We start from the raw sequence: 18949 nt of genomic DNA, 5'->3' as shown, positions 1-18949 counted from the left end.
GTCAGGCGCTCGCATCCTGTTACCTGGATTAATGGATGTGTATGAACAAGGACAAATCTACCGTGCTGGCGACTCTCACACTGGCTTCGACAGGGCAGCTCAAATCCTGGCAGATAAGAACTGCCAAACAACTGATGCTGGACAGGCTGGATACCGGCATTTCAGTGACTGAACTAGCCGAAGCTTGCGCATTGTCGCGCAGTCACTTCTCACGCAGGTTCAAGGAAAGCACCCGGATGTCCCCGCAGCGATGGCTGCGTGAACAGCGGGTCATGAAGAGCAGAGAGTTAATGAAGGCTTCCACGATGTTGCTCACAGAGATCGCGCAGGAATGCGGCTTCAGCGATCAATCTCACTTCTGCCGTACATTCGTGAAGGCTGAAGGCATGACACCGAAGGCTTGGCAGCAGCAAGCAATCTGCCCGATTCCGGTCGTTGCTTGAGACGGTAAGGCATCATCAACGCGCGGGCGAGCCCAAGCGGACTGAGGTGTAACCCCCTTGAAAATCAATTTGTTACAGCTATCGACGATTTTTTATAAATCTTGCGCACTAAATTATTGAGCGGCAACTTATTGCACATTGTTATAACGCAAACATTTAAATCGCTAACAGAATCCCTCGAAGACATTCAAAAGTGAGGAAAGCCATGAAAGTTCTCTACACCGCAGTCGCAACCGCAACCGGTGGTCGTGATGGCCGAGCCATTTCCAGCGACAAGAACCTCGACGTGAAACTGGCCACTCCGAAGGAATTGGGCGGTGCCGGCGGTGATGCCACCAACCCTGAGCAACTGTTCGCCGCTGGTTACTTGGCCTGCTTCATCGGTGCACTGAAGTTCGTCGCCAGCCAGAGCAAACGCAGCATTCCAGCCGACGCCTCGATCATTGCGCGGGTCGGCATTGGCCAGATCCCAGGCGGCTTTGGCCTGGATATCGACCTGAACATCAACCTGCCAGGCCTGGAGCAAGCCGATGCACAAGCGTTGGTGGAGGCGGCCCACCAAGTGTGCCCGTACTCCAACGCAACCCGTGGCAACGTCGATGTCCGTCTGCACGTCACCGTCTAACTTCCCGCCTCACGAGAAACAGGAGATATGAAATGAACGTTTTGACCAAAACACTCGTTGGCTCGGTCCTTGCCTTGTCGATCGGTAACGCATTCGCTGACTCTGGCGTCGAACACAACACCCAGGCATTCCTCGATGCATTGAACTCAGGCAGTGGTAAACCCATCGAGCAGCTTTCGCCGAAGGACGCCCGCGCGGTACTGACCGGCGCTCAGGCCGGGGTAAAACTGACACTGCCCAAGGCGGATGTCAGCGAGAAGACCATCACCGTCGACGGCCAGAACGTCAGCTTGACCATCGTGCGTCCGGCGGGTGTGAAGGGGACCTTGCCTGTGTTCATGTACTTCCACGGCGGTGGCTGGGTGCTCGGCGACTTCCCGACCCATGAGCGCCTGGTGCGCGATCTGGTTGTCGGGTCCGGGGCGGCGGCGGTGTTCGTCAATTACACCCCGTCCCCTGAAGCGCACTACCCGACGGCGATCAACCAGGCCTACGGGGCAACCAAATGGGTGGCCGAGCACGGCAAGGAAATCAATGTCGACGGTAAGCGCCTGGCGGTAGCGGGCAACAGCGTCGGCGGCAACATGGCAGCCGTGGTCAGCCTGATGGCCAAGGATAAAGGTACCCCGGCCATTAAGTACCAGGTGCTGCTGTGGCCAGTGACCGACGCCAACTTCGAGACAGCGTCGTACAACCAGTACGCCGAGGGGCACTTCCTCACCAAGAACATGATGAAGTGGTTCTGGGACAACTACACCACCGACCCCAAGCAACGTGCCGAGATCTACGCCTCGCCGCTGCGCGCTACCACTGAGCAGTTGAAAGGCCTGCCGCCAGCGCTGGTCCAGACCGCGAGTGCCGATGTGCTGCGTGACGAAGGGGAAGCCTACGCTCGCAAACTGGACCAAGCCGGCGTGCCGGTCACTGCGGTGCGCTACAACGGCATGATCCATGACTACGGCTTGCTGAACGTGGTCAGCCAGGTTCCGGCGGTACGCTCTGCAATGCTGCAGGCTTCCAAAGAGCTGAAAGTTCATTTGAAGTGACCCCCACTCAAGACCGGAGATGTATGCCATGAACTGGTAATCACCGCCGGAAACGAAAAGCCCGCTAAACAGCGGGCTTTTTCGTTTCCGGTGTAGCGTTAGCAGCCCTCCGCCAAGGGCACCTATGGGTAGGATAGCGACCACCAGCCATTGTGACTGACCCACCCTTGTCCTCCCTCAACCTGGAGGACGAGGCATGAACACTATTGCTAGATACAGCCATCAGCCTTGGAACAAGGGAAAGCTTGTCGGGCAGAAAGCCCCGCTTCGAGTCAGAGATATCTGGGCCATCCGGGTCAGACTTCAGCTTGCTGAGAAGACGCGTGATTTGGCGCTCTTCAACTTGGCCATCGATAGCAAGCTGCGTGCCTGTGACTTAACCAAGTTGCGAGTCCGAGACATCGCCCATGGGGAGCATGTGTCGTCACGAGCCATCGTGATGCAGCAGAAAACTCAGCACCCAGTGCAATTTGAAATCACTGAGCAAACCCGAACGGTTCTGGAGGCTTGGATGCATCGGGCCCATCTCCGCAGTGAGGACTTCTTGTTCCCGAGCCGCTTGCACGCCTCAGACCATCTTTCCACCAGGCAATACGCTCGAATAGTCAAAGCGTGGGTGACAGCCATTGGTCTTGATCCAACCATGTACGGTACCCACACGCTACGGAGAACCAAGGCATCGTTAATCTATCGCAGGACGAAGAACCTGAGAGCTGTCCAACTCCTGCTTGGTCATACGAAGCTTGAAAGCACTGTCAGATACCTGGGAATCGAGGTCGATGATGCCCTGGAAATGGCAGAACAAACGGAGGTCTGATCATCTATAGTGACGGTCGATGCTAGACCGTCGCTATCCGACCCAAAGGGGACATTTCGCCGAGAATCAAACGCTATTTTTACTCTACGAATTGGCCCATTTTTTGGCGAACCTGTAGAGAGGTAAGAACGAGTCCGATAGCTCCTTACCCAGTGGTGTTAGTCCATAACCGCCATCGTTTGACTCGATGAAGCCCGCCTCTCGGAGCTCATTGACTCTGCTTTGCAAAACGGTGGGCGAGATATCGCCACACGCGCTTCTCAATGCACGGGAACTCAGTGAACCGTGCTGAAGCTCCCAGATAATCCGCAAGGCCCATTTTTGTCCGAGCACATCCAGGAGCGCCATGATCGGACGACGCCCGTCTAGCATTCGTGAATCCAAGTTTTGCTCATCACTCATAATTATGGCCCTTGTGTGCTACTTATTGTGTAGCGAATACTGGTACTACATATTTGATAGCGGAGGGTACACCGTGGCTCGAATTCAAGCACTCAGCAAACCCTACACAGAAGAACTCCAGGCAACGTTCGACAAAATAATGGGGGAGGGTGTCCCACCACTGTTGTTGTTCACGACCATCGCCAGCAGCGAGAGGGCGTGGCGCAAGTTCAGGGGCGGTTCATTGCTGGATGGAAACCTGCTGACGCTTCGTCAACGGGAACTGATCATCAACAGGGTCTGCGCGCGTACTGGATGCGAATATGAGTGGGGTGTGCACGTTATGGCTTTCGCTGAGAGCGCCGGACTGACCAGAGACGATATCGGCCACACGCTGGACCATCCACTCCGGGCGGAATACTGGAAGGAAGAAGAAGCGGTGCTGCTGGCTACGATCGATGCCCTGCACGATCGCGCTACATTGACCGAAGCGGAATTTCAGGCCGCTCGAAAGTACCTCGATGACAATCAGATTCTTGAAGTGCTCATGCTGGCGGGCTTCTATCGAACGGTATCGTATATTGCCAATAGTCTGGCTCTTCCGCTTGAGCCAAACGCGGCGAGGTTCAGCGAGTTTCGTCATGAAACCGCGCAATCGTCTTAGGCTCACTGTCCGCTTCTGGCTGTGGATTCAACCGGTCGATCGCCTCCAAGGCGTCGCGTACGTTGTCGGCGACCTCAGCTGACCCACGCTGCTCAACCCAGTTGGATAGTTCCAGGATGGCGGCTTCGAGGGCGAGTTGGTTTTCGTTGATTTTGAGAAGCAGGGAGGGGAGCAGGTCAAAATTAGGCATCGCGGATCCTCGGTTATGAGGTGAGCGTAGCACCAGGCAGAAAAAGCAAAGCCCCGAAGGTTCGCGGCTCCGGGGCTTCTATTTTCGCCCCCATCCCTTAATGTTTGGCGAACGTGGCGCGAAGATTACCAGTGATGTACTAGCGCATCACTACTGCGATAGGTGGATTGTGTTCCGTTGGCACGACGCCGGAGAGAGGGTGGAAGCTGTCTAAAACCACTGCGATCTATTTTGGTTTTGCTGGGCCGATCCGAAGCGTTCATCGCATCGTATTTGACCAAACGCTTAGCAGGGCTAAAGTCCAGTTGTTTCTGAGCACGACGCAATAAAGGTCGGACCTGTTAGACGTTAACCAGCAACGGCTGTCGTCACGCAGGTTCATCAGTGGCGGGGGGTAGAAAAAGAGTATTCCTCATGATCAAACACCTTCAAATAATGGCATTGGTTTCTATCTTCGCGATCGTTGCGGGGTGCCAAACGGATCAATCGACTTCCGCCTCTGGTGCGAAGGCTGCGAACGCTCAGATGGATCAGGAGGCAAAAGCGGCGTTAAAGAGTTTATATATCAGTACGCCGGAAGCGCGTGTCTTAGCGCAGAAAGCCAAGGGTATCCTCGTTTTCCCGGATGTGCTGAAAGCGGGTCTCATCGTCGGTGCACAGCATGGCGAAGGCGAATTGATCGAGAACGGCAAAGTCACGGGATACTACTCGACCACTGCAGCATCATACGGTCTTCAGGCGGGCGCGCAGAAGTTTGGTTACGTGATGTTCTTCATGACCTATTCAGCGATGAACGATCTGAAAAATGTTAATGGCTTTGAGGTCGGCGTGGGCCCAAGCATTGTGGTCGTAGATTCAGGCATGGCTAAGTCGCTGACCACTTCAACGGCTCAGTCTGATGTTTATGCGTTCATCTTTGATCAAAAGGGCTTAATGGCCGGGCTGGGACTGCAGGGTTCAAAAATTACTAAGCTCGATCGTTGAACCCGTCGGTCGGTCGCTTCAGCTGAAGGCTCGAGCGACAGCTAGCGAGCCTCCTCGTTGCCATCAGGAATGCGGAGTTGGTCAAACCACAGCCAACGAAAAAATTACAGGTAGAAAGAGGTGTGGTTTCGACCCATTGCGGACGGTGAGCAACACCAACACTTTCAGTGTCGTCAACGCCACTACAAGTCCCGAGCCCAGGTCTGGCTGACGAGGTCTTTTCCGAAGCTGTGTACCTGTTCTTCTTCGACCAGTTGAAAACCTGCTTTCTGGTATAGCTTTCGGGCATCGGAAAGCACGCTGGTTGTCCAGAGGATCATGCTCTTGTAGCCCACATGGCGTGCAAATCGGAGACTCTCTTCCAGCAACCGATTGCCGATTCCCATGCCTCTGGCACTCGCATCCACATACAGCATCCGTAGCTTGGCGGTCGTCTCATCATGTCTGACGACAAAGACCGAACCGATGACCATGCCATCTTTTTCCGCGATCCAGCACCGTTCGCAAGACTGATCGAACTCACGAAGGTATTTGGCGACGATTTCCGCCACCAGCGCTTCGAACTCCGTATTCCAACCGTATTCGCGGGCATAGAGTTGAGCTTGCTGCTGAACGACAATGCCCATGTCACCCGCTCGTGGATCGCGCAGAAGGTAGGAGGGATCCCTGTCGCCCAATTGCGTCTGTATCCGTCTCATGGCTTGGATCAATTGCTCTTGCTGTGGCTCAGGCAAGCCTTGCAGCATCACCACGACTTCTTCACGAGCGGCTTGCTCCAGCGAGGCCAGCACGGTACGACCTGGATCGGTGAGCTGGATTTGAGATGCTCGGGCATCGGTTGCCGAGCGAGTCCTGCTGATCAATCCTTTTTTCTCGAATCCGCCGATGACGCGGCTGAGGTAGCCAGCATCTAGGCCGAGCATATGGCAGAGGTCTGAACTCTTCAGGCCAGCACTGGCGCCCAATTCATAAAGGATGCGTGCCTCGGTCAAGGAAAACTCGGCTTGCAGCAGGTGCTCTTGCAGGGCGCCGATCTGCCGGGTGTAGAAACGGTTAAAGCGGCGGACTGTGTCAGCGCGCTCCATGATGGTTGCGGTCATGAAAACCCCATATAGTTGCTTTTGGCAATTATATTATTGACTTAGGCAACCATGTCAATCCTGCGATGGTCAGGTGCAACGGCAGTTTACGGTTAAGACGTATTGGGTCTGACCGTCTGCTTTTGGCCGATTGCTGCCTGCTACAAGGCGCAGCTATCGGCCCAAGATCCAAATCGCGATCAGCACAACGACTTCTGGTAATAGAACCGGGTATGTCCCGGTGGATAATCTGCCAGGCGGCCGAATTCGGAGTAACCAAGTTTTCGATAAAACCCGGGTGCCTGAAAGCTGAAAGTCTCCAGCCAGATACCAATACAGTGCTTTTTCTGCGCGACTTCTTCGGCCATGCGCATTAGCTGTTCTCCGATACCCTGGCCACGCATCGACTCGGGAACGCTGACAAGATCGATGAGCAGCCATCGATAAGAGACCTTGCCGTACAGTCCGCCAATGACTTCGTTACTGTCAGGGTCCCGTAGCAACAGAGCAAATGTTTCATGTGCGTCGTCTCCACCGTTGACCTGGTTATGGGCCAGCAACGGGGTCAAAATTCCCAGCCGCTCTGCTTCAGTAGCATTTTCAGAAAGTTGGATTTCTACAGACATGGTGCTCTCCCTGAGCGGTGAGTAACTGGGTCAACAAGGTATCCCATTCCTGTCACCCCATGGCGGACAGTCCGGACACTAGAGTCCGGTGTTGGATTGATGAGCCGCCCAGTGTTTCATCTCTTCTGCAATGAAGTGGTTCACCAGGTCACTGTACATCCTCTCGATTGCATCCGGGCTCAGGCCCTCAGCCTCGGCCCACTCGCGTCTTGTCGCCAACATGGCCTTGAATCGCTCCGGAGCACGCACCGAAGTCACTGAGGTCTTGTACTTCGAGGCAGCCAGTACGTAGTGAAAACGCTTGCCCAACAGTTTGATAACAACCTGATCAAGGGCATCGATTTCACGTCGAATATCCTCCATTCCTGCACACTCTTCGGGCTGCAACTGATTGATGACGTCCATGTAGGTGACTCCGTTTTCTGAAAAAATCGTGGGCCTTCGCAAGAAGTATCGGCGTTGGCTAAGGCGGATCGGCGAACTCTTTAGACTGCGTTAATCGATAGGGCGGTGGGCGAGGGTGACTGTGTTTGAGTGACCGCTGATAGTTGCCTGTCACGAATTTTTTCATCGAGACAATCAGGACTCGCTGAATTTTCGGCTAGAAAACCGGATTAATCTCTTACTCAGGAGCCCTGCAAACAAGTGTCGGCTGAAGCATTGCCAGTTGCTCACGAATTGCATGTTCATCGGCAGGAACAAGACAGTACGCGAGCCCGATTCGACTGATCAGCGCGATGATGTTCTCAAGCGACGCGACAGACCTGTTGTTGCGTTCGACATAACGACGATAGGGCTCTTCCAGCAAATCACGCCACATCGGTGCGATGTTTTCGAGGATGTAGGTGAACACCTCCAGGGTTGAGTTCTTCGTCAGATAGCTGTGGTGGAAGCCGCCGTTATGACGATCCAGGTAGCGTACGGAGAAACACACGCACTCTGTGAGATAAGCCTCGAAGTCATCTTCGAACTCATTCAGGGAGCGTTGCATTTCCTCAAAAAAGGCAGCGTTCTCTGCACTGACGACAGCCTGAATCAGCTCCTTCTTGGAACCAAAATACCGGTACAGGGTGCGTCGCGAGATGTTGGCACCGCGGGCCACGTCATCGATCGAAAAACCTTCGGCGCCCTCGGCAATCATCGCATCGAGGGCGGCACGCAGGATCAGCGACCGGCCATCACTGGCGTTTTCCATCCTGCTGGCATCACCCCAGCGTAATTGTCGACTCATTTGCACCTTCACACGCTCGGGGGGCGGGGCGGGCATTCGTGCCCGGCCCTTGGGAAAAGCAATTGAGCCCGATTTTCACATGGCATGGCACAAAAAGCCATTTCGTGCCAATCTCTGGCACAGATAATAATAAGTGTGACATAGGGTCGGCCATTTAAAAGGAGGCATAGCCATGACCAGTAATCAGCAGGACTCGAACCGGGACGATGAGTTTGATGTGGTGATTGTCGGTTCGGGCGCCGGCGCCTTGACTGCAGCACTGCGAGCGCACGACAACGGCTTGTCGGTACTCGCGATTGAAAAGAGCGATGTCTATGGCGGTACCACGGCGGTATCCGGGGGAGGGATCTGGATTCCGTGTAACGACCAGATTGCCGCACTGGGGGGCAGCGATTCATACGACGAAGCGATCAGCTATCTGCGCGAGGTGGTTGGCGAAGATTTTGATCAGCAGCGCATCGATGCCTATCTCGACAATGGCCCGAAAATGGTTGAGTACCTGGCACGTCAGGCGCGCACGAATTTTCGCGCGGTGCCGCGCTACCCCGACTACTACCCGGACCGCAAAGGTGGCAAGCCCGGCTACCGCACCATGGAGCCGGCCCCGTTCGACGGGGCGCGCCTGGGTGAACACTTCGAGCTGTTGCGGGCGGCTTCGCCAGCGACCCTGATTGGCGGACGTATCGCCATGACCCAGGTCGAGGCCCACACCATCCTTGCCAAGGAGCGCGGCTGGTTGCTGCTGACCGCCGGGCTGGCGTTGCGCTACCTGAGTGATTTTCGCTGGCGTCGCCGCAGCCGGCGAGATCGCCGCCTGACCCTAGGTAACGCCTTGGTGGCGAGCCTGCGCGCAGCCTTGGCCGAGCGAGGCATTCCCTTGTGGCTGCAAACCTCAATGCAATCATTGCACCTGGATGAGGGCCGGGTGGTTGGCATCGATGTGCTGCGCGAGGGTCGCATTCAACGCCTGCGGGCGGGGTACGGTGTGGTGCTTGCCTGCGGCGGTTTCGAGTCGAACCAGGCGATGCGCGAACTGTATCTGCCCCAGCCCACACAGGCCCAATGGACGGCGGCGCCGCCGATAAACCATGGCGACGGCATTCGCGCTGGGCTGGAGGCCGGCGGTGCGGTGGCGCTGATGGAACACACCTGGGGCGCTCCGACAGTGAAGGTGCCTGGGGAGTCGAGCCAGCGTGCCCTGTTCGTTGAGCGTGCGGCGCCCCGTTGCGTGATGGTCAATCGACTGGGCCAGCGCTTCGTCAATGAAGCCGCGCCCTACACGGACATCATCTATGCGATGTATGCCGACCATCAGCGCACCCAGGCCAATGCACCGGCCTGGCTGGTATTCGATGCCGAGTACCGCAAGCGTTATCCCTGCGGTGTGTTGCTGCCGGGCAGTGTGCAGCCGGACAGCAAGATCCCCGCCGGCTGGCTCGACAACGTGATCTACCGCGCCGAAACACCGGCCGAGCTGGCAACCAAGATCGGCGTCGACGTCGCCGGGCTTGAAGCCACCCTCGTGCAGATGAACCAATACGCCGCCGCTGGCGTTGATCCGCAGTTCGGCAAGGGTGGCAACCTGTTCGACCGCTACTACGGTGACACCACCTGCAAACCCAACCCCTGCCTTGGCCCGATCGATCGCGCGCCGTTCTATGCCTTGCGCATCGATCCGGGCGAGCTGGGTACCAAAGGCGGACTGCGCACCGACGCCTGCGCGCGCGTGCTGCGCCCGGACGGCTCGGCCATTGCCGGCTGCTATGCGGTGGGCAACACCTCGGCTGCGCTGATGGGCAAGACCTATCCCGGCCCCGGTTCGACCATTGGCCCGGCGATGACCTTCGCCTTCATCGCCGCCGATCACATCGCCGCCGAATCGGCGTCAGCCACCAACAGGACTCAACAATGAACCATGTGATGAAACAGGTACGACTCCACGGCCCTCGAGACCTGCGGGTGGACGAAGTCCCTTTACCATCCCCGGGTGAGACAGATGTGCTGGTCGAAGTCGCCGCGTGCGGTGTTTGCGGGAGTGACCTGGGCTTCTATGAGAGCGGGGGCATTCGCCGCGATGGGGCACCGATGCCATTGGGGCATGAGTTCTCTGGGGTCATCCGCGAGGTGGGCACGGCGGTCGTCCACTACCGGCCCGGCATGCGGGTCGTGGTCAATCCCATGGCCAACGGCGCGATGATCGGCGTGGGCAGCGATGAGGGGGCGCTGGCGAACCTGGTCCGGGTGCGCAACGTAAACAGTGGCCCGATTCTGCATCAACTGCCGGCGAACCTTCCCCTGGAGGTGGCCGCCCTCGTCGAACCGCTGGCGGTGGCCTTGCACGCGGTCAATCGCTCACGGGTGACGGCCGGTGAGTCCGTGCTGGTCCTTGGTGTCGGGGCCATTGGCCTGGGAATCGTCGCGTGCCTGAAGGCCCGGGGCATCAGCCAGATCGCTGTGGCTGACCTGTCTGCCGGGCGCCTGGAGATTGCTGCCGGGCTGGGGGCGAACCTGACGCTCGATCCGACACGAGACGACCTGTGGAGCGAACTCGCACGGGCCCATGGCCGCGTGCCGACTTTCCTGGGGACGCAAGCGCCCGCGACCCAGGTGATCTTCGAGTGTTCAGGGGTGAGTGGCGTGCTGCACGAGGCCATCGCCAGGGCCCGGGATGCCGCCCGCATCACCGTGGCAAGTGTCTACAAGCAACCGCAGGCTTTTGACTTCTCGATCCTGCAGGTCAAGGAACTCGAACTGATCGGCACCCTGTGTTATCCGACGGAGTTCGCGCAAGCACTGGAGCTGCTGGCATCCGGCGCATTCGACCCGGAATCCATGATCAGCCACCGTTTCTCGCTCGATGACGTCGCGCAGGCTTATAAAACGGCGGCTGACCCACAGCGGTCGGCCAAAGTCATCATCAAGCCCTGAACCATCGCACGGCCGGCAATGCCGGCCGTGCTGTTTATCAGAGGTGCCGGGCCGGGCCTGCGGGTGCAGTGGCCGCCGCATAGATCTCGGAAATAGAGGGATTGCGTCGAAGCGTCTGTCCGCCGCTGACATGAATGACCTGACCGGTCACGAAGCTGGACTCGTTGCTGGCCAGCCAGAGTGCCGCATCGGCCACGTCGGCGGATACACCACTGCGCCCGAGGGGGATTTCGCGGTGATAGAGGGCAGCGATAGACGGGCTCAGCAGCCCGCCACCCGACATCGGCGCATCGGCAACACCACCGGGGGCAATGGAGTTGGCCCGGATCCCGTGCTGACCGAATTCGTGAGCGATGCAACGGATGACGTGGTCGATGCCGGCCTTGGTGCCCATGTACGCGGCGTGGTTGTCGAACATGATGCTGGCCGTGACCGACGAGATCTGGATGATTGATCCCCCCGTCGGCATATGACGCAGCAGTGCCTGAAAGTATTGGAACGGGCCGGTGAATTGCACCGCGTTCATTTTCTCCAGGTCTTCGCGGCTGTGTTCCAGGAACGGCTTCAAGAGCCCCCAGCCCGTGGCATTGACGCCGATGTCCAGGCCGTTCAGGCACTGATTGCTCTGCGCCACCAGATCGTCGACCTCGACCTGCGAGGTGATATCGCACGCCAGCCAAGGCACCCCGAGTGACTGTGCAACCGCCGCCACTGCATCGGCGCGGCGCCCTGAAACCAGCACGCGCGCCCCTTGTTCGACATAACGTCGAGCCACGGCTTCGCCGACGTTGCCAGGTGCCACACCCAGCACCAATGCCGCTTTACCTTCAAGTCGTTTCGACATGCTGTCCCTTACGCCCCCACATCAATAATGTGAACCGGATCCGTGCCATCCCAGTGCCTGGCGGCTTCAATGCCCTGCTGGATCAACTCGCGCATTCCAATCCCATGGATGATTTCGTAAAGCACTCCAGGCTCCGAATGGTTTTCCAGATAGGCCACGCGGGTCGTTGGATTGCTGGCTTCAAAAACAATCTGCAACCCGGTCGCAGTCAATCGCACAAGGGTCTGGTCGAAGTCATCGACGACCCAGGCGACATGGTGCATGCCCCGGATTGGATGGCCTTCAGCATCTCGATAGGGCGACTTCGCATCGTTGGTCACCTGGATCAGCTCGATCTGGATATCCCCTTGATACGCAAGCCCGACATCGATCGTGACAGTGACCGGCTCACCTCGATACTTGCCTTGGAGGCTGACGTTGCGAAAGAGCGTCCAGGGCCCGACACCGAGATACTGTCGCCAGCGTTCCATGCTTTGTTCCAGGCTCTCGACCAGATAACCGATCTGACTGATCGGACCAAGCAATGCACTGCTCATGACGCCTCCTTGGGAGTGATGTCATTGGGAAAAGGCTACTGACGAAGGTTCAGCCCGGGGTTGGGCTCTGTGACGCCAGTGGTGGTTATGGCACAAAAATCAATTTATGCGCCAAACATAATGGCACAAAATTGTTTATCTGTGTCACGCCGATCGAGGGAGTAGGGTGAGCCTTTCGCCGACGTCTCGCTGGAGGACGGAATGATTTGCCATGCAAGCAACAGCCCTGCACGTGTGCGCGAATGAGTTGGCTATGTTGTTCGCGGGGAACCGAAATCGAGATTGCACTCTTGATTTGGCGTAGGCCCCGGCACTGGACAGACATTCGAGACGAGCTTGATAGACGGCTCTCGGAGAAAAAGGCTTGAGCCATAACTCGTGTAGCAGAAGTGCGCTTCAGCCAATAGCTGCCGGTGAGAGCCGGCAGAAACCGGTCAGATCAGTCAGGCCGCTTGCTGTTCGACAATTTTTTTGTCCGTAGAAACAAGCTACTTCTAATCCAGCAACTCATCTCGAATGAGGTTGAACAGGGGCAGTAGCTGTTCACCGCACCGAATCACCCAGCGCGCCAGCGTCTGGCGCGGGATAGCTCAGCTTGCGGGTGCGAGCTTCATTCCGAGCCCGAACGGGCAGACTCAAAGACGTGAGCTTCGCTAACGTGACGGCGCAAAAGGAGGTATCTGCGTCATTTAGGTCACAAGCCTGTTGGCGTAGATTTGTTCCTGAACCCGGTACCCCGCCGGTTAAAGGAAACTGCCATGAACACCCGCATCCACCAAGGTACTGCGCTGGCAACTGGCGCATCTTCTGGTATTGGCGCTGTTTACGCTGACCGGCTTCCCCGTGCTGGCTACGATCTGATCCTGGTTGCGCACCGCGTCGAAAAGCTTCGCGAACTGGCGCGGGCGATTACCACGTGCACTAGCCGCTCAGTTGAGACTATCGCAGCTGATCTCACTGGCGCTGACGATCTGGCCCGTGTTGAGCGCGTACTTCAAACCGATTCCTACATCACCGTGCTCGTCAACAATGTGGGTATCGGCGCGACCGGCCCTTCGAAATAGGGCACACGTTGCCCGAGGAAAACCAGATGTCGAACCGAAACCAACAAGTCGAGCAGTCGCTGACATCCCGTATAGATGTTGTCGGGCTTTGGTTGGCGCCCTTTGGGCTCCGCATTTTGCTCGCATGGGAATTCTTCGAATCCGGACTTGAGAAGCTGCAAGGGGCGAACTGGTTCGCCGACCTTGGCGACAAGTTCCCGATGCCCTTCTCTTTGCTGAGCTCGAGTACGAATTGGACCATGGCAACCTGGTTCGAACTGGTCGGCAGCTTCGCTTTGCTGCTCGGCTTGGGCACCCGTTTTGTCGCATTGTCACTGTGGGTGCTGACAATAGTGGCCACCTACACCATTCACTGGCCGTCAGATTGGTCGAGCTTGAGCGAGCTGTGGCAAGGCTACGCAATCAGCAACGATGGCTACGGCAACTACAAGCTGCCGTTGATCTACCTGGTGATGCTTTTGCCTCTCATCCTCAACGGATCCGGTCGACTAAGCCTCGATCATCTCATCGAAGTCCTCCGAGACTCAGCAAGTAAGAGCTCTGCTGGTCCGAGCGTTTGGGGGCTTGTGCTCCTGACGTTGGGGGTGACGGTTTCGCTATTGTTGCCGTGGGTGGGAGGAACGTTGGCGGGCATCGCAGCGATCCTGCTGGTTTTTCCCCGCAGACCTGGCTCCGTTCACATGCCGCTTTCCAAATCTTGACTTGCTACTGCATTTCGCAGTGCTACCCAGCGGCTTCGCCGCACCCCACCTGGAGAAAATGTAATGTCTGATAAAACCATCCGTAACAAGAGTATTGGTCTGATGAGTGTCGCGCTGGCCGGGATCGTTCTGAGTGGATCGGCTTTTGCCGTACAACAATTGCCGCAAGGCTACATGCTTGCCGCGTCGCACACCGGAGCTGAAGGGAAGTGCGGTGAAGGTAAGTGCGGTGGCACGGAGACCAAGACACAGGCAAAGACCACCGAAGGGAAGTGCGGTGAGGGCCAGTGCGGTGATGCGATCTTCAACGCGATCGATACTGATGATGATGCGCGAATCTCGCGCGCCGAGTTCCTCGTGGTTGAGCCGAAGGGGCAAGCCGTATTCGCGAAGAAGGACACCAACACAGACGGCTACATTGATGAAATGGAGTCGTACCTGAGCGTCAAGGCGGCCTATAACGAGAACGGCAAGGAACTGCCCAATGGTCTGTTCTCTACCAAGGAGTGAACCATTCACTTCATCGTCATGCGCCTCCGCTTTACGCGGGGGCGTTTTTTTATGTTTCTGCCGACGATGTTGACCTTATCTCAACGCGATGTGGATCTTCGTTAGGTCGCTCTGATCCATTGGCGGACGGGCAATGTCCCTAAACGAGGTATATTCGACATTTCGGACTTTGCGCGGTGTGGGTAGATTCAAGTCATGACGGGAGCATCCCTCGTCTCAACCCAACCTACCGTGAGGTTTATATGCTTAAGGGCGATGACACTGGAATATCACCTGACAGGTTCAGCGAACTTGGTGTTGCTGCTGCGGCTGCCGCCATACGTAGAGGCGACATTTCGTCAGAATCCTATACTGCGGCGCTACTTCGGCGAGCTCACACTTTCTCTGACCTGGGCGCCTTTATCACGATCGACGAAGCCGCAGTACTTGCCGCGGCGAGAGCCTGTGATACCACTCGCGCTACTGGTTCTACCGCCCCGTTGTTGGGCGTTCCGGTTGCGGTCAAGGACAGTTATCTAACGCAAGGTCTACGGACAACACTCGGCATCCGCAGTTTGGAGAACTTTGTGCCAGCTCGAGATGCAGAGGTCGTTAGAGCGATCAAGGATGCCGGGGGCATAGTGTTCGGCAAGAACAATCTTGTGGAAATGTCATATGGTTTGACCGGACATAACAGCCACTTCGGCCAGGCGAAAAATCCGCACAATCCTGAACACGTGACCGGAGGCTCTTCGAGTGGCGCGGGAGCATCGGTAGGCGCTCAGATCGTGCCCGCGGCTCTCGGCGGTGACACCGTGGGTTCTATCCGCGTGCCAGCGTCGTTCTGTGGTGTAGTGGGGTTCAAGCCCAGCCCGGGGCGGTGGTCTGGTGATGGGATTGCTCCCATCTCCCATACGCTCGATACAGCGGGTGTATTCGCGCGCACCGTCGAGGATTGCGCACTGATCGACCAGGTCGTCACGAAGGCCACATCTACCGTTCATGGTGACTGGACGGGTCTTAGAGGAATCCGGCTAGCCTATGCTCCCCGGCAACATCTTGAGCGTATCAATCATGAAGTTGAGGAGCACTTCAAAGAGACGATTCGTCGGCTGTGTGACGCTGGTGCGGAAGTTGTCGAAGTAGACCTTGGTGAAGATTTTTTCGCCATGACCGAAAGGTCGACGTGGAGTATTTTCTTCCATGAGACGATGGAGTCGGTCGCAGGCTTCCTTCGCAAGAATCGGATACCGAGCTCATTTGAAGATATCTACAATGAATTGAAGCCTGGCTTGAAAGATGCTTGGGGCCATCTTGTATTGCCGAGTGGCGCTGGATTCATTTCCCATGAGACATATCAAACCGCGCTTGATCATGATCGTCCGGAAATCCAGCGCCGATTTAACATGGCATTTTCCAGCAGTGGGGCTCAGGCGCTCATCATGCCAACTACACCCTGTCCTGCACCAACGATTGAGCAACAGACGAAGTTCACCATCGCAGGGCAGGAGGTCGACGACCTGGCTCTCGCGAGGCATACCGTCGCTGGGAGCATCGCAGGGTTGCCGGGCATTAGCATTCCGATGGGAATGTCCAGCAACGGACTTCCTATCGGTCTGGAAATAGACGGCAAGAATGGTGACGACCGAAAGCTCCTTGAACTTGCTCGTCGCGTGGAGGCGGCAGTAGGAGCGGTAGCGCGCTCCGTCTGAACGATAGGACATGTATCAATTGTGTAACCGTGGTTAACGGAGATACGTCTAGTCATGGCCCGGACTTAACTGGTCCGGGTCGCAAAATTTAATTCAATCCCATAGTGATCAGCATTCCTAAACTTCCGCCAATCGCGCATTGCGTCGCAGAACCTGCGGGGGCTGCCCGAATGCACGCAAGAATGCTCGGCGCATTCGCTCTGTATCGATAAAACCGGTTTCGGAGGCGACTTCGTCTATTGAATGACGGCTTTGCTCTACCATTACCCTCGCTGCCTCTAAACGAAGGTGTTGGACTGCTTTGGCGGGCGATTGTCCGGTTTCGGCTCGAAACGCTCGACTGAACTGCCTTGGGCTCAGATGGGCTGCCATTGCCAGTTCTTCTACTGTAAGTGGGGCGCGCAGGTTCTGGCGGGCGTGTGCCAATGCACGTTGGATGCGATCGGACTTGGCGTCTAACTCCAACAGCGCCGAGTGCTGAGACTGTCCGCCGGCACGTCGATGATAGACGACCAAGTCTTGGGCAACCCTACGGGACAGTTCCGGGCCAAAATCCTTCTCGATCATGCCAAGCGCCAAGTCTATGCTGGCGCTCATCCCGGCGGAGGTCCAGATAGGTCCGTCGATGATGAAAATTCGATCGTCCTCTACATGTGCTTTCGGAAACTGTTTCTGAAGATCGCGCGCATGAAACCAGTGCGTGGTGACTCGTCGACCATCGAGCAATCCTGCTTCACCAAGTATAAAGGCCCCCGTGCAGACCGATGCAGTGCGCCGTGTGGACTCGGATGCCTTACGCAGTTGCGTTATCAAGTCAGACGGAGAGGGTGCCGGATGCATCGAGCCAGTGACGATCAGCGTATCAACCTTGCTGCTCGACAGCGGACTCGTTTCAACAGGGGCACCAAACGAGTTGGGAACAGCGCCACCGCTCTCCGAGAGGAGTCGGATGCCATACAACGGCTCATTCGCCGTGCCGTTAGCGAGTTCGAACGCGGAAACTGCTGCCAATCCCATGATTTGGAAGCCGTGCGGCAAAACAAAGCCAATCGTGATCATAGGACAAACCTCTGTGGCCTGACATGAGCTATACGAGTATTTCAAGCCATGGTCAATCACCTTGCATCCCACTCGGCCCCTGAGAAAATGCCGGTCGATTCCCTTGTTATTCAAAGGTCACGAAGGCGGGCTGTAATGTGAAGGTCGGGGTCTATAAGGAATAGATCGGCGGTAGGGGCATTCGCGCTGCCAGGTGGAGATTTGGTTTCTGGCCATTGGCTGTGGACTCAACCGGTCGACGCAACAGATTGGCTCAATCGTTCAGCGGGTGTTTCGTAGTTCAGAGTTTTCCGAGGGCGGTGATTTATGCCACGGATAGCCCTTCGCGCTGAGTTGAAAGGCGTAATCGAATAAACGCTTCATGTACTCGCCATCGAATTTCTTATTGCGCGGAAAGTAAAAGTCGGAGCCAATGTACGCAAGATTGAAATCCGCTCCATCCTGCTGCGCCATACGGTAAATTCGCTCCAGGTCGCTGATCCCCTGAGTTTGAATCAATGCACTGATGGCTCGACCGCCGATGCTCAATGTACGGCGTTTCGTCCCGGACCACTGCGGCTCCAGTGTCCCATTACGAATGACATAGAAATGCCGTTCGAGTCGCAAAGGTGCTCCGGTGGCTCTGTTCAGCGCCATCTTTGTGCCAGGTGGGTAAAGGAACACCTGAGTGATGACCCCACCGTCCACGTGCATTTCCTGAAACTGTTTGCCGTCAACGTCTACATCGATCATGACGGGTGAGACGGCGCCGGGAATACTCATCGACGCGATCATGATGTTGCGGAAGAGGTCGAGCGCTCCCGGTGCTTCGCTTGCGGCAATAGTGCCCATGTTCCAAGTGACTGGCCGCCCTGAATCAAGGTCGGTTGTGCCGATCAGCAGGATTCGCCCTTTGGCGTATTCCGACGCAATCGCCGCAAGAATTTCCGCGGTGATGTACTTTGTGATGAGCCGCGACAGTGGTTTGCTGTCCGCTATACCGTCGCTGGCAAGACGGGTCAGCACGTTTCGCGAATGAAAAACGTCTTTTGGACCGATGGCGTTGGCGATATACCGAATGACTTCGTCGTACTCGGATCCCAGGTAAGCGAACGGGGCGACCAGGGCGCCCGCGCTAATGCCCGTGACGACCTTGAACATGGGGCGAGTCCCATGCGTGGTCCACCCCGTAATGAGTCCTGCTGCGAATGTGCCTGCGTCACCGCCTCCCGAAACTGCCAGCATATTTGCCAGCGGCAGGATGTTGTTCGGTTTCCCTGCCTTGGCGAGAGCCTCGCTCTCGCGTTTGTTGCCCTCAGTTGCATCCTGAATGAACAGAGTCAGGTCGTGGTCCAACCAATAGCGAGCATTGGGAATGCCAGGGATGACCGCTTTTTCCGTTAACGTTTGCGGCACAGCATCACGGCGTGGCAAGCCCCCTTGCAGGAACATGTTCAGCGTCGAGGCGCCAGGTCTGAGCGCGAATGGTTTCAAAACGCCTCCTCCGGCCCCTGCAGTCGACAGCAAGCGCGCGCTCATCGTACTCGAGAA

Annotated in this window: 20 protein-coding genes and 3 pseudogenes; 12 read left to right on the top strand and 11 right to left on the bottom strand. The window is 56.8% G+C overall.

Features of this window, described 5'->3' with window-relative positions; all coding sequences use genetic code 11:
* Nucleotides 1-41 precede the first annotated feature (41 nt).
* The 4 genes from ABIE16_RS22805 (at nt 42) to ABIE16_RS22790 (ending at nt 2931) form a co-directional block, all read left to right on the top strand.
* The gene (locus ABIE16_RS22805; RefSeq protein WP_429369766.1) at nt 42-443 is read left to right on the top strand and encodes a helix-turn-helix domain-containing protein; all 402 of its coding nucleotides are present in this window, start codon (nt 42-44) and stop codon (nt 441-443) included.
* Between the two features lie 205 nt (nt 444-648).
* Nucleotides 649-1068: an organic hydroperoxide resistance protein gene (locus ABIE16_RS22800; RefSeq protein ID WP_429521996.1), complete on the top strand. Its 420-nt coding sequence runs from the start codon at nt 649-651 to the stop codon at nt 1066-1068.
* Nucleotides 1069-1100: 32 nt separating this feature from the next.
* On the top strand, nt 1101-2114 hold the full coding sequence (locus ABIE16_RS22795) for an alpha/beta hydrolase (protein ID WP_429521995.1): 1014 nt from the start codon (nt 1101-1103) through the stop codon (nt 2112-2114).
* Between the two features lie 196 nt (nt 2115-2310).
* The gene (locus ABIE16_RS22790) at nt 2311-2931 is read left to right on the top strand and encodes a tyrosine-type recombinase/integrase (protein WP_429521994.1); all 621 of its coding nucleotides are present in this window, start codon (nt 2311-2313) and stop codon (nt 2929-2931) included.
* An 84-nt stretch (nt 2932-3015) separates the two neighbouring features.
* Here ABIE16_RS22790 and ABIE16_RS22785 read toward each other — a convergent pair whose 3' ends face one another.
* On the bottom strand, nt 3016-3279 hold the full coding sequence (locus ABIE16_RS22785; protein WP_429522078.1) for a winged helix-turn-helix transcriptional regulator: 264 nt from the start codon (nt 3277-3279) through the stop codon (nt 3016-3018).
* Nucleotides 3280-3406: 127 nt separating this feature from the next.
* On the opposite strand from ABIE16_RS22785, the gene ABIE16_RS22780 reads away from it, so the two are divergent.
* Complete coding sequence (locus tag ABIE16_RS22780; RefSeq protein WP_057716630.1) at nt 3407-3976, top strand: carboxymuconolactone decarboxylase family protein; 570 nt, start codon at nt 3407-3409, stop codon at nt 3974-3976.
* Here the strand turns inward: ABIE16_RS22780 and ABIE16_RS22775 are convergent.
* Complete coding sequence (locus ABIE16_RS22775; protein WP_057715324.1) at nt 3939-4166, bottom strand: hypothetical protein; 228 nt, start codon at nt 4164-4166, stop codon at nt 3939-3941. The two genes, ABIE16_RS22780 and ABIE16_RS22775, sit on opposite strands and share 38 nt — an antisense overlap.
* Before the next feature lie 414 nt (nt 4167-4580).
* On the opposite strand from ABIE16_RS22775, the gene ABIE16_RS22770 reads away from it, so the two are divergent.
* Complete coding sequence (locus ABIE16_RS22770; protein WP_057715323.1) at nt 4581-5150, top strand: YSC84-related protein; 570 nt, start codon at nt 4581-4583, stop codon at nt 5148-5150.
* A gap of 182 nt (nt 5151-5332) precedes the next feature.
* Here the strand turns inward: ABIE16_RS22770 and ABIE16_RS22765 are convergent, their stop codons facing one another.
* The 4 genes from ABIE16_RS22765 to ABIE16_RS22750 form a co-directional block, all read right to left on the bottom strand.
* Nucleotides 5333-6250, bottom strand: coding sequence for a bifunctional helix-turn-helix transcriptional regulator/GNAT family N-acetyltransferase (locus ABIE16_RS22765; protein WP_057715322.1), 918 nt, complete (start codon nt 6248-6250; stop codon nt 5333-5335).
* A gap of 179 nt (nt 6251-6429) precedes the next feature.
* The gene (locus ABIE16_RS22760; RefSeq protein WP_218498409.1) at nt 6430-6855 is read right to left on the bottom strand and encodes a GNAT family N-acetyltransferase; all 426 of its coding nucleotides are present in this window, start codon (nt 6853-6855) and stop codon (nt 6430-6432) included.
* Between the two features lie 78 nt (nt 6856-6933).
* Entirely contained in the window at nt 6934-7260 is a 327-nt protein-coding gene (locus tag ABIE16_RS22755) for an isochorismate lyase (protein ID WP_090454865.1), read from the bottom strand.
* A 217-nt stretch (nt 7261-7477) separates the two neighbouring features.
* The gene (locus ABIE16_RS22750) at nt 7478-8122 is read right to left on the bottom strand and encodes a TetR/AcrR family transcriptional regulator (protein WP_429521993.1); all 645 of its coding nucleotides are present in this window, start codon (nt 8120-8122) and stop codon (nt 7478-7480) included.
* A gap of 136 nt (nt 8123-8258) precedes the next feature.
* Here ABIE16_RS22750 and ABIE16_RS22745 point away from each other — a divergent pair, with 136 nt between their 5' ends.
* Both ABIE16_RS22745 and ABIE16_RS22740 read left to right on the top strand, forming a co-directional pair.
* Nucleotides 8259-9998 (top strand): FAD-binding protein, encoded by a 1740-nt coding sequence (locus tag ABIE16_RS22745; protein WP_429521992.1) that lies wholly within the window; start codon nt 8259-8261, stop codon nt 9996-9998.
* Complete coding sequence (locus tag ABIE16_RS22740; RefSeq protein ID WP_429521991.1) at nt 9995-11014, top strand: zinc-dependent alcohol dehydrogenase; 1020 nt, start codon at nt 9995-9997, stop codon at nt 11012-11014. The genes ABIE16_RS22745 and ABIE16_RS22740 overlap by 4 nt, the downstream gene beginning before the upstream one ends.
* A gap of 37 nt (nt 11015-11051) precedes the next feature.
* On the opposite strand, the gene ABIE16_RS22735 is transcribed toward ABIE16_RS22740, so the two are convergent.
* A complete protein-coding gene (locus ABIE16_RS22735; protein WP_429521990.1) occupies nt 11052-11858 on the bottom strand; it encodes an SDR family oxidoreductase in 807 nt (268 codons plus the stop codon).
* Between the two features lie 8 nt (nt 11859-11866).
* Nucleotides 11867-12394 carry a VOC family protein gene (locus tag ABIE16_RS22730; protein WP_429521989.1) on the bottom strand — a complete coding sequence of 176 codons (528 nt, stop codon included), beginning with the start codon at nt 12392-12394 and terminating at the stop codon, nt 11867-11869.
* 758 nt (nt 12395-13152) lie between these two features.
* Here ABIE16_RS22730 and ABIE16_RS22725 point away from each other — a divergent pair.
* The 4 genes and pseudogenes from ABIE16_RS22725 to ABIE16_RS22710 all read left to right on the top strand — a co-directional run bounded on the left by ABIE16_RS22725 (nt 13153) and on the right by ABIE16_RS22710 (nt 16360).
* Nucleotides 13153-13458 carry an SDR family NAD(P)-dependent oxidoreductase gene (locus tag ABIE16_RS22725; RefSeq protein ID WP_429521988.1) on the top strand — a complete coding sequence of 102 codons (306 nt, stop codon included), beginning with the start codon at nt 13153-13155 and terminating at the stop codon, nt 13456-13458.
* Nucleotides 13459-13484: 26 nt separating this feature from the next.
* A pseudogene (locus tag ABIE16_RS22720) lies at nt 13485-13967 on the top strand (HvfX family Cu-binding RiPP maturation protein); the annotation flags it as partial.
* A gap of 255 nt (nt 13968-14222) precedes the next feature.
* On the top strand, nt 14223-14669 hold the full coding sequence (locus ABIE16_RS22715) for an HvfA family oxazolone/thioamide-modified RiPP metallophore (protein WP_057715312.1): 447 nt from the start codon (nt 14223-14225) through the stop codon (nt 14667-14669).
* 242 nt (nt 14670-14911) lie between these two features.
* Nucleotides 14912-16360: an amidase family protein gene (locus ABIE16_RS22710; protein WP_429521987.1), complete on the top strand. Its 1449-nt coding sequence runs from the start codon at nt 14912-14914 to the stop codon at nt 16358-16360.
* Between the two features lie 117 nt (nt 16361-16477).
* Here ABIE16_RS22710 and ABIE16_RS22705 read toward each other — a convergent pair whose 3' ends face one another.
* The 3 genes and pseudogenes from ABIE16_RS22705 to ABIE16_RS22695 form a co-directional block, all read right to left on the bottom strand.
* Nucleotides 16478-17419 (bottom strand): GlxA family transcriptional regulator, encoded by a 942-nt coding sequence (locus tag ABIE16_RS22705; protein ID WP_057715310.1) that lies wholly within the window; start codon nt 17417-17419, stop codon nt 16478-16480.
* Between the two features lie 227 nt (nt 17420-17646).
* Nucleotides 17647-17778: pseudogene (locus ABIE16_RS22700) on the bottom strand (IS30 family transposase); the annotation flags it as partial.
* 322 nt (nt 17779-18100) lie between these two features.
* Nucleotides 18101-18643 (bottom strand): annotated as a pseudogene (locus tag ABIE16_RS22695) (patatin-like phospholipase family protein); the annotation flags it as partial.
* Nucleotides 18644-18949 lie beyond the last annotated feature (306 nt).

The organism is Pseudomonas sp. 2725, assembly GCF_050434585.1.
Lineage (GTDB): Bacteria > Pseudomonadota > Gammaproteobacteria > Pseudomonadales > Pseudomonadaceae > Aquipseudomonas > Aquipseudomonas jessenii.
The sequence above is the reverse complement of the archived record's forward strand: the minus strand, read 5'-3'. Positions and strand labels throughout refer to the sequence as shown.

Excerpts from the sequence above, each read along its gene's own strand:
- ABIE16_RS22805 (WP_429369766.1), top strand. The coding sequence starts at position 42 with ATGAACAAGGACAAATCTACCGTGCTGGCGACTCTCACACTGGCTTCG.
- ABIE16_RS22800 (WP_429521996.1), top strand. The coding sequence starts at position 649 with ATGAAAGTTCTCTACACCGCAGTCGCAACCGCAACCGGTGGTCGTGAT.
- ABIE16_RS22795 (WP_429521995.1), top strand. The coding sequence starts at position 1,101 with ATGAACGTTTTGACCAAAACACTCGTTGGCTCGGTCCTTGCCTTGTCG.
- ABIE16_RS22790 (WP_429521994.1), top strand. The coding sequence starts at position 2,311 with ATGAACACTATTGCTAGATACAGCCATCAGCCTTGGAACAAGGGAAAG.
- ABIE16_RS22785 (WP_429522078.1), bottom strand. The coding sequence starts at position 3,279 with ATGGCGCTCCTGGATGTGCTCGGACAAAAATGGGCCTTGCGGATTATC.
- ABIE16_RS22775 (WP_057715324.1), bottom strand. The coding sequence starts at position 4,166 with ATGCCTAATTTTGACCTGCTCCCCTCCCTGCTTCTCAAAATCAACGAA.
- ABIE16_RS22770 (WP_057715323.1), top strand. The coding sequence starts at position 4,581 with ATGATCAAACACCTTCAAATAATGGCATTGGTTTCTATCTTCGCGATC.
- ABIE16_RS22765 (WP_057715322.1), bottom strand. The coding sequence starts at position 6,250 with ATGACCGCAACCATCATGGAGCGCGCTGACACAGTCCGCCGCTTTAAC.
- ABIE16_RS22760 (WP_218498409.1), bottom strand. The coding sequence starts at position 6,855 with ATGTCTGTAGAAATCCAACTTTCTGAAAATGCTACTGAAGCAGAGCGG.
- ABIE16_RS22755 (WP_090454865.1), bottom strand. The coding sequence starts at position 7,260 with ATGGACGTCATCAATCAGTTGCAGCCCGAAGAGTGTGCAGGAATGGAG.
- ABIE16_RS22750 (WP_429521993.1), bottom strand. The coding sequence starts at position 8,122 with ATGCCCGCCCCGCCCCCCGAGCGTGTGAAGGTGCAAATGAGTCGACAA.
- ABIE16_RS22745 (WP_429521992.1), top strand. The coding sequence starts at position 8,259 with ATGACCAGTAATCAGCAGGACTCGAACCGGGACGATGAGTTTGATGTG.
- ABIE16_RS22740 (WP_429521991.1), top strand. The coding sequence starts at position 9,995 with ATGAACCATGTGATGAAACAGGTACGACTCCACGGCCCTCGAGACCTG.
- ABIE16_RS22735 (WP_429521990.1), bottom strand. The coding sequence starts at position 11,858 with ATGTCGAAACGACTTGAAGGTAAAGCGGCATTGGTGCTGGGTGTGGCA.
- ABIE16_RS22730 (WP_429521989.1), bottom strand. The coding sequence starts at position 12,394 with ATGAGCAGTGCATTGCTTGGTCCGATCAGTCAGATCGGTTATCTGGTC.
- ABIE16_RS22725 (WP_429521988.1), top strand. The coding sequence starts at position 13,153 with ATGAACACCCGCATCCACCAAGGTACTGCGCTGGCAACTGGCGCATCT.
- ABIE16_RS22715 (WP_057715312.1), top strand. The coding sequence starts at position 14,223 with ATGTCTGATAAAACCATCCGTAACAAGAGTATTGGTCTGATGAGTGTC.
- ABIE16_RS22710 (WP_429521987.1), top strand. The coding sequence starts at position 14,912 with ATGCTTAAGGGCGATGACACTGGAATATCACCTGACAGGTTCAGCGAA.
- ABIE16_RS22705 (WP_057715310.1), bottom strand. The coding sequence starts at position 17,419 with ATGATCACGATTGGCTTTGTTTTGCCGCACGGCTTCCAAATCATGGGA.